An 8,672-nucleotide genomic window follows, 5' to 3' on the forward strand; every position below is an offset into this window, starting at 1 on the left:
ATCAAATAGGAGTACAAGCCTCATGATACCCCACGCTAACTGACGATACGTCATAATCCGTTTCAGGTGCGTCAGGAGCAAGCCTGACTGATTGACGAGCCTCGCTCCAACGCAGAACGGAAATACGACCTGTCCAATCTATCTGCCACCACATCTTTCGGGTTACTGGCTGCTGTGATCAAGGCCTGACGTGGCTGCGAATAGGCGCACCAGCAACTCAACGAGGAACTGGACCGCGATTATTTTGAAAGGTGATCCTGGACTGGACTTATGTCCACAATATGACAGGCCATTCTTAATCGAATCTTAGGTCCACCCACTACGGAATGCCCGCGCTGCCAAAATAATGCTAACCTGCATTGAGTATATTGCGCTCCTGCACCGTACCCGATAAACGCTCAGTTCATGAATTTTGTAAACCTCCTATATATTGATATGTTGTATTTTATAGAATTTTTTCACCATGTGTAACTCAAATTACCATAAACACGTCTTCCCTGCCCAATATAACATGAATAGGTTCCACCACAGGAAGCAATATAATATTTGTTAGTCAGATTTGAAATTGAAAGCTGCGCGCGCAACCCTTTAAGAGACGCGAATGCCTGACCGAAATCATAATGAGCACCAATGTCGAACAGCACATAAGCGGGCACTTTATAGCTGTTGACTGCGTCAGAATAGGTAAACCCCTTGTACCGGACCCCACCATTGATTCCAAATCCCTTCAGGAAACGAGCTGGCGGCGTGTAATCCAGAAAGGCCGAGACCATATTGCGTGGAATGCTTTCTACATATTTTCCTTTTTCAGCTACGACACTTCCTGTACTGCCATCGGCATAGGCCTGAGTATCAGTAAGATTACTATCGAGGTAAGTGGCCTCATCGTAAGTATAGGACGCATTGAATCTCAGGTCGTGGGTGATGTTTGCGTTGGCGGAAATTTCGAAGCCTTGTGAACGCGCCTTTCCAGCATCGCTCGAGTAAGAATCATGATCCGGATCGTTGACCAGAAAATGATCTTCATCAATCCTGAATGCAGCCGCCGAGATGAAAATATTATGATCAGGAGACTCATATTTCATCCCTGCCTCCAGCTGTTTTCCAGTTAGAGGAGGAAACAGCTTTCCTGACCAACTTCTCTGACCGAAGCTTTGTGGAACAAAGGATGTCGCGTAACTAAAATACGGAGCAAGACCGAAAGAGAATTTATAAACCAGACCGGCACGCCACGTGAAAGCACTCTGTGGCCTCGGAAGATCATGACTCCTTGTTACAATGTAAGCATGGTCTGAGTTCTCATTCGAACCCTGATCTGTATATCCATGATAATTGACCCAATCCTGGCGTCCCCCAAGAGTTATGGATAGTCCCCTCCATTTTATTTGATCCTGAAAATAAACCCCCTCCTGAAAATAGGAATCATTACTTCCATATGTCGTGTTTTGACACGTTTTTGAATGAACATTGATGCACGGGATATAGTCGCTTTGAGGATTATAAACATTCACAAAAGAATACCCATTGGATCCGGGAAATCCGTTATATCCCATAGTATGATCTGATGTGCTCCAACTTTTGTCATCATACTGTCGGAAATCAGTGCCTACTATCCAAGTATTATGCACTGCGGCGATGGAAAACTTCCCACCCACTCTGGTGTCAAGACCGATAGTCGAGGCCAGCCCCCCTCCCTCATAAGCTGCACGGCCATACTGATCGGGAAGTATTATACGACCGCGAGTCAGTCTTTTTTCGAAATCTTCCGATCTTTCCCAGCGTAAATTCTGACTGAAATCGATCCACTTATTGAAGTTGTGCCGGAACTGATATTCGACCAAGGAATCCTTCTGCCCGGAAACATTCCAGTTCGGATCCCCAAGGAAACGACTTCTGGGAATGCGTCCATTATGATTGACATTCAGGAGTATCTCTGGCGGCAACTGGGTCCAGTTCGTCCCATCACCTGGCGTATACATATAGGATCCCACAAAGGTGAGATTTGTTTTCTTATCAATATCCCAGGAGATTGATGGCAAAACGCCAACACGATGATAATTGACGTGGTCCGTCTGCGAACCCTGCGTCACCCCAATGGCTGCTATACGGTATTTTACACTCCCGGACTGGTTGACTTTATCGCTGACATCCACAGTTGCCTCGTAACGCCCCCAGTTACCAAAGCCGACTGTCGCGTTATGCAATGGTGTTTCTGTCGGTTTTTTCAGACTCATGTTAATTATGCCACCCGGCGTACTCTGCCCATACAGTACGGAAGACGGTCCGTTCATGACCTCAATCCGTTCGAGAAAAGCCGTTTCTCCAGCACTGCTGGAGTAGGAACGGAGACCATCGACAAACTGGGAGGTATCAAATCCACGCTGCTGAATAGCACCAGGATTTAATCCACTGGCCGGGCCATTACCGAATGCCCCAAAAGCTTCGACACTAATACCCGGCATGTATCGGAGAGCCTCCATGACATTCTGAGGCTGCTGATCGATCATCTGCTGTTTGGTAATGACATGAATGGAATTAGGAATTTCTATGATCGGCGTATCCGTCTTTGAACCTGTCATCGTGCGGGTAGCGACATACCCCACACCCGGCCCAGTAGGATCCTGATTTGCGGTCGTTGTTCCTCCCACCCTTACTGCGCCAAGCGTAATCGTAGCTGCTCGCGTGGCGGGAACAATCTGAAACGCATGATCTCCCAAAGGCTGATAGGATAACCCACTTCCCTGCAAAAGATGTGACAGAGCCTCTCCAGATGTAAACTGACCGTGTAATCCAGATGTTGTCTTGCCTGCTACTGTCGGAGTTTGCGATGTCACCTGAATATGCGATTGCGAACTGAAAGACACCAGTGCGCTGGACAGGGATCCGGCAGAAATATTGAAATTGAATTTTGGCTGCACCTGTGTCGTCTGCGCCCGTACGCCGGACGGAATAAAAGAAGTCAAGGCGGTGGTCGTGGCCAGCATCAGAAGTGATGTTGCCAAAGGTCTCCTCAGAAACTGTGGTGACGGCATAGGTACGGCTCTTCCTGTCATCGTCATTTTGAATGCAAGTCATTTGCATCCGTAAGTCATGGTAGTGAGATGCATGGGAAGCTCGTTTTTTCGGAAAAAATTTCAGATTTTTTTATTGTTATGCGTCATATTCGTATAGCGTTTTGTTTAATAATGATTTTTCTTTATCGCATTGGGCGTTTTTTCTCGGTGCCTCAAATGCGGCATGTATCTGGACGGGATCCGACAGCGGCTTCCGCAGACATGAGAACCCGTTCAGAACGATAAGAGTTGTCCTCATGAGGCCATTGACGTCATCAAACCGGTAGCAGTCACATTTGGTCGGTCGCCGCCCAATAAGAAGCAAACCTGATCAGCGTCCTGCCACAACCGCAAGCCACGACGTGACGGACATGACCTTCCCGCCGTAAGGATGCACGATCAGTTGCAGCGAGGTTTCCGGATGGCGCAGATCATAGGAGCCGCTGACCCTTCGCGCCGCCAGTGTGTCATGCGCGATGATAATGTGTGTTCGGGTCCAGGGCTGAAGAGCGGTCACCATTTCGGCAATCGTGTTGCCCTGCGCCACCAACATTCCGTCACGCCATAATCCCACGGTCTCAGGCGACTGGGAACCCGCCTCGACCTGTGAGCCCTTCACGTCGATCCGGTCACCGGCGTGAAGATCACGCTCAAACGGAAGTCCTCCTGTGCCAGACACATGGACCGCCCCTTCCCTTACCGCCACGGATGTTTCACCTCCTTCCGTTCTGGTATCAAAAGCAGTGCCAATATCGGTGGTCGTCACAGAACCAGTGGTCACGGTAAAGGGCCTGCTGGGATCGTGATGTACCACAAAATAGGCCTCACCGCGCAACAGAGTGATCCGTCGTTCATCCGCGTTGATGTGGATGGCGAGCGCGGAACGCGGGGCAAGAATGACTTCGCTGCCATCGGCCAGATGGATGTCCTCCGTCACACCCGCCTGTGTGTAATGATCAGCCCTCAGGCGCAGGGTCAGATCGGGCACAAGCACAAAGGCAGCCACGCAGGCCGCTATGGCCACGCCAGCAAAAGATGCCATCCTTACACGACGAGGGCCAACGCGGTCATTCGCCGGCATAGACCCGTTCCGCCTGCCCATGCCGGGGCTTTTTTTTCGTTCGGGTGGCACGGAAGCCAGCACACCCAGTGTCTCATTGATTTCGGTCCAAGCCTGTTGATGCAAGGGACTTTCCCGCAACCAGACTTCGAACTGACGCCGTAGATCCCTGTCGTCTGGCTCCTCGCGGAGAAAGATATACCAGCCTGCGGCAACCTCATCCGGACTACGCGGTTCGGTCACGCGATGGCTCCCCGTACCGCACGTAGGACGACAGCCCCGTCCCTGTACAGGAAAGACGAAGCGACGGACGCGCGACAGGCTGTTTCGCAAAGGCATACCAGTAAGATGTTTGGCATCGCCTGTTTTTCAGAAAAATAATTCAAATGTCGCGGGACCTACTGCCCTTCCTTACGTATTCGATTGCAGATTGCTAGTCCTTCGGTGATCAGACCATGCACCATCGAGATGGATAAGCCCAGAACGGCCGCGACCTCCCGCAATTTCATCCCTTCAAAATGATACAGACGGATGGCTTCCGCCTGCTGTTCGGGCAGCGCATCGAGCGCCTCCATCACACGCATCATGGTTTCCCGGGCAGCGACAGTTTCTTCGGGTGAAACGGCATCATCAGCGACAGTCGCGGTGACGACGTCAAAATCCGCCTCACTCATGCGTTCGATTTTGGCGCGCCGAGCACGGGTCATCAGAAGATTACGCACAATAGTGCGCAGGTAGCTTCCCGGCGACACAATCGTGCCTGCCGACTGCCGGGCAAACAGCAACCAGGCATCCTGCACGATGTCTTCGGCCAGCACGGCGTCCCCGGACAACTGTCGCGCATAGGACAACAGACCGGGACGGTGCGCTTCATAAAGCTCAAAAGACGGATGTTTGGACTTCAAGAGCGGATGTTCCCGATGCCACCGCAACGTTAGCAGTCAGAAAATAAGAAGGATTCGCAACTGTGATGGCATACAGTCCCGTTTTCCGCAAGATTATGTAACAGAGCGTCGCTTTTGTGAGCGTGCCGAAACAACGAGTGAACAGACTGTTAATTCGTAAAAACTGTTTATTTTCCAAGGATGAGACGAAAGTCCTCCCAAAAACACATATCACATGTCTGTCATTCAGTGCGCTTCTTTCTGAAAAAACGGTGTCGTCAAACATCCTTACTTTCATCAGGGGTTTGCCCCGTCTTCATTCCAGACGCCGTCAGGACTGCGTGTCCCAGGCACGCAGGGAGAATTGATATGCAGCGAGACCGCCCACCTTTCCGTCATACAGTTGCGATTCAGTATTATTCCTATGCCTGTGGAAATGTTGGTCGGGCGCTCTCTAAGGACGCGTTCCTGCCATGACCACCCGCACGCTTCGTCGCTGGTTTGTAGTCCATAAATGGACGAGCCTGGTCTGCACGCTGTTCCTGCTGATCATATGTGTGACCGGCCTGCCGCTGCTGTTTTCCGAGCAGATCTGGGACACATTCGTCGGCGACGATGACCCGCCCTATGAGGTTCTGCCGCCGGGAACGCCCAATGCCAGCCTAGATATGATCGTTGACAAGGCGCGAGCGCTCTACCCCGGCCAGATCATCACTAGCGTCAATCCAGATGACGATGAACCGGCGGTGCTGGTCTCTATGGCGCCAAGCTGGCAGGCGCTCAAGGACGACGAGAACTATCCGGACCGCCACTCCGGTCACTGGATCAAGTTCGATGCCCGCACAGCCAGGGTGCTGGAGCAGTCACGTCCACCCGATGCGCCCAAGGAGCCGCGCACCTGGACCGGCATCATCATGGGGATCTGCAATCGGCTGCATGTCAGCCTGTTCGCCTATCTGCCCGGCCGGCTGTTTCTCGGTCTTATGGGCGGTGTCTTCGTCGCTTCTCTGGTGTCCGGCACGGTGCTGTACGGCCGGTTCATGAAGCGGCTACCGTTCGGTTCAGTCAGGAGGGATCGGGCCTCACGCCTGACCTGGCTGGACCTGCACAACCTGCTGGGGGCCGCCACACTGGTCTGGGCAACGGTGGTGGGCTTTACCGGGCTGGTCAACGAACTCCAGACGCCACTGTTCGGCCTGTGGCGCGTGACCGATGTGCGGCAGATCCTGCGCCCCTACGCCTATCTGCCGGTACCCTCGCAAGACCATCTGTCCTCGGTGCAGGCCGCATTCGATACGGCGGCAAAGGCGGCTCCCGGCAATGAGGTGACCGGCCTGTCCTTCCCCGGCGCGTCCTTCGGCAGCCCGGTGCATTACGTGCTCTGGACGCGTGGCGCGACGCCGCTGCGGGCGCGCCTGTTTACCCCGGTTCTGGTCGATGCCCGCACGGGCGAGCTGACCGGGGCGTATCCGATGCCGTGGTATCTGCGCTTTTTGGAAATATCCCGCCCGCTGCATTTCGGCGATTACGGCGGCATGCCGCTGAAAATCCTCTGGGCGCTGCTCGATGTGGTGGTGATCGGGGTGCTGGTCAGCGGTCTGGTGCTGTGGGCGGCCAAACGGAAGATCGCCACCGACGCCCGGCTGCGGGCGCTGGGTTACGATCTGGATGACGCGGACGATGCGACTGTTCCTGCCCTGACGGAGGAGACGGTCCGATGAACGCCGTCTCTTCCGAAATCCCCGTGTCATCCCCGCCTGTTTCGGCATCCCGTCATCCTGTCGCCGTCTGGCCATGGCCGATCGCGCTGGGTCTGCTCACCATCTTCGGCTTGCTGTCCGCCCTGCTGGGCCAGCACGGCGTGTGGCTGGCCCTGTCCTGGGCCGCCCTGTCCATTCCCCTCATTGTTACGGTCATCTGCCTGATCCGGGCGTGGCGCAGACCGTCTTCCAAAGGAGGTCTCTCATGACCGATCTTGCTCCCATTTCCTTCTCCCCGTGGGACATGTTCCTCAATGCCGGGCCTGTGGTCCGCTGCGTGATGATCCTGCTGGCCGCAGCCTCGTTGCTGACCTGGACGATCTTCGTCGCCAAGTCGGTCGAACTGCTGCGTGTGCGCATGAAACTGGCAAAAGCCGAGCAGACGCTGGAGCAGGCCAACACGCTGGATCTTGGCGAGGAAGGTACACGCCAGAACGGCATCGCCCACACGCTGGTCATGGCCGCCGAGACCGAGCGCAAACGCTCCGCCGACATCCCCGACGACAGCGAAGGATTGAAAGAGCGCATCGTTCTGCATCTTGAGCGGCTGGAAGCGGCCGAGGGGCGCAGGCTGATGCGCGGCACCGGCGTGCTGGCCACGATCGGCGCGACCTCGCCGTTCATCGGCCTGTTCGGCACGGTCTGGGGTATCATGACCTCCTTCACTGGCATTGCGGCCAGCAAGGCGACCAGCCTCGCCGTTGTGGCCCCCGGTATCGCCGAGGCCCTGCTGGCAACCGCCCTCGGTCTGGTGGCCGCCATCCCGGCAGTGGTGATCTACAACCATCTCGCCCGTCAGACCGCCTCGTGCCGGGCGCAGGTCGCGGACCTCACCGCGCTGGTCATGCGGCTTGTCTCGCGTGATCTCGGGCGCATGCAGGCGCTGACCGCCAGCGGACAGGTGGTGCGGCTTGGTGCGTCGCGTGACGCCCGCACGGTCGCCGGGGAGTAGGCGGCATGATCCGTATCCGCCACACTGATGAAAACCCGCACGAGGCGAGTGAGATCAACGTCACGCCGTTCATCGACGTGATGCTGGTCCTGCTGGTGATCTTCATGGTCACCGCTCCATTGACCACCGTGAATGTGCCGGTGGACCTGCCTTCCTCGTCGGAGAAGCCGACGCCGCGCCCGGACGATCCGGTATTTCTGACGGTGAAGGCCGATCACGGTCTGGCCTTGGGGGAGGATGACATCAGTGCTGATGCCCTGCCTGGCGCGCTGGAAAGTGCGACCAAGGGCAACAAGGACGAGCGCATCTTTCTCCGCGCCGACAAGACCGTGGATTACGGCACGCTGATGGGCGTGATGGATAAACTGCGCTCTGCTGGCTACCTCAAGGTCGCTCTGGTCAATCTTCAGGGACAGGAAGAGGGCAGCGAGGCGGGTTCAACGCCTGTGGCGTCCGGCAACGCGGCCCCGGCGTCAGGTGCAACCCCATGAGCGGTGCCGCCGACATGACGCAGGCCGAGGGGAGTGCTGAGGCCAACACGGCCCCGTCCTCCTTCACCGAGTGGCAGCGCGGGCAGCTCCGTCTGGCCCGGCGGGACGACGCCCTGCGCTGGGGCCTGTCCTTTCTCGCCGTACTGGCGGTCAGTGGCGGAGCCGTGTGGTGGATCATGCGCCTGCCGCCACCGGTCATGGCGGTGCCGGAACCACCGCCCGCCGCCATTGCCATCGACATGGCACCCGAACCGGTCTCCACACCCACGCCGCCGACGGATGCGCCGATCGGCCCGAAGCAGACCCAGTCCATTCCCGACCCGGCCCCGGTCGAGCCGCCCAAGATCACGGCCCCGCCGTCGCCCGCGCCCAATCCGCCGATCCCGGTGCCCAAGCCCGAGAAGCCCAAAAAACTGGTGAAGAAGCACAAGCCGGTGCCGATGCTCAAAAAGCCGATCCCGGACAAGACGCC

7 protein-coding genes and 1 pseudogene are annotated in these 8,672 nt (G+C 56.0%); 5 read left to right on the plus strand and 3 right to left on the minus strand.

Translation table 11 applies throughout. The features are described 5' to 3' along the window. Nucleotides 1–458 precede the first annotated feature (458 nt). The 3 genes from ABF824_RS14600 to ABF824_RS14610 form a co-directional block, all read right to left on the minus strand. A complete protein-coding gene (locus ABF824_RS14600) occupies nucleotides 459–3,002 on the minus strand; it encodes a TonB-dependent siderophore receptor (RefSeq protein ID WP_415489734.1) in 2,544 nt (847 codons plus the stop codon). 382 nt (nucleotides 3,003–3,384) lie between these two features. Beyond that, nucleotides 3,385–4,356 (minus strand): FecR family protein, encoded by a 972-nt coding sequence (locus ABF824_RS14605; RefSeq protein WP_415489735.1) that lies wholly within the window; start codon nucleotides 4,354–4,356, stop codon nucleotides 3,385–3,387. Between the two features lie 155 nt (nucleotides 4,357–4,511). Next, nucleotides 4,512–5,018: an RNA polymerase sigma factor gene (locus ABF824_RS14610; protein WP_415489736.1), complete on the minus strand. Its 507-nt coding sequence runs from the start codon at nucleotides 5,016–5,018 to the stop codon at nucleotides 4,512–4,514. Nucleotides 5,019–5,470: 452 nt separating this feature from the next. On the opposite strand from ABF824_RS14610, the gene ABF824_RS14615 reads away from it, so the two are divergent. From ABF824_RS14615 to ABF824_RS14635, 5 genes and pseudogenes are all read left to right on the plus strand, one after another. Next, a complete protein-coding gene (locus ABF824_RS14615; RefSeq protein ID WP_415489737.1) occupies nucleotides 5,471–6,718 on the plus strand; it encodes a PepSY-associated TM helix domain-containing protein in 1,248 nt (415 codons plus the stop codon). Beyond that, nucleotides 6,715–6,966 (plus strand): hypothetical protein, encoded by a 252-nt coding sequence (locus tag ABF824_RS14620; protein ID WP_415489738.1) that lies wholly within the window; start codon nucleotides 6,715–6,717, stop codon nucleotides 6,964–6,966. The genes ABF824_RS14615 and ABF824_RS14620 overlap by 4 nt, the downstream gene beginning before the upstream one ends. Beyond that, complete coding sequence (gene exbB, locus ABF824_RS14625) at nucleotides 6,963–7,709, plus strand: tonB-system energizer ExbB (protein WP_415489740.1); 747 nt, start codon at nucleotides 6,963–6,965, stop codon at nucleotides 7,707–7,709. Before ABF824_RS14620 ends, exbB begins: the two co-directional genes overlap by 4 nt. 5 nt (nucleotides 7,710–7,714) lie before the next feature. Then, nucleotides 7,715–8,200, plus strand: coding sequence for a TonB system transport protein ExbD (exbD, locus tag ABF824_RS14630; protein ID WP_415489739.1), 486 nt, complete (start codon nucleotides 7,715–7,717; stop codon nucleotides 8,198–8,200). Further along, nucleotides 8,197–8,672, plus strand: a pseudogene (locus ABF824_RS14635) (energy transducer TonB); the annotation flags it as partial. The gene exbD and the pseudogene ABF824_RS14635, both read left to right, overlap by 4 nt.

Source organism: Acetobacter sp., assembly GCF_047721705.1.
GTDB lineage: Bacteria > Pseudomonadota > Alphaproteobacteria > Acetobacterales > Acetobacteraceae > Acetobacter.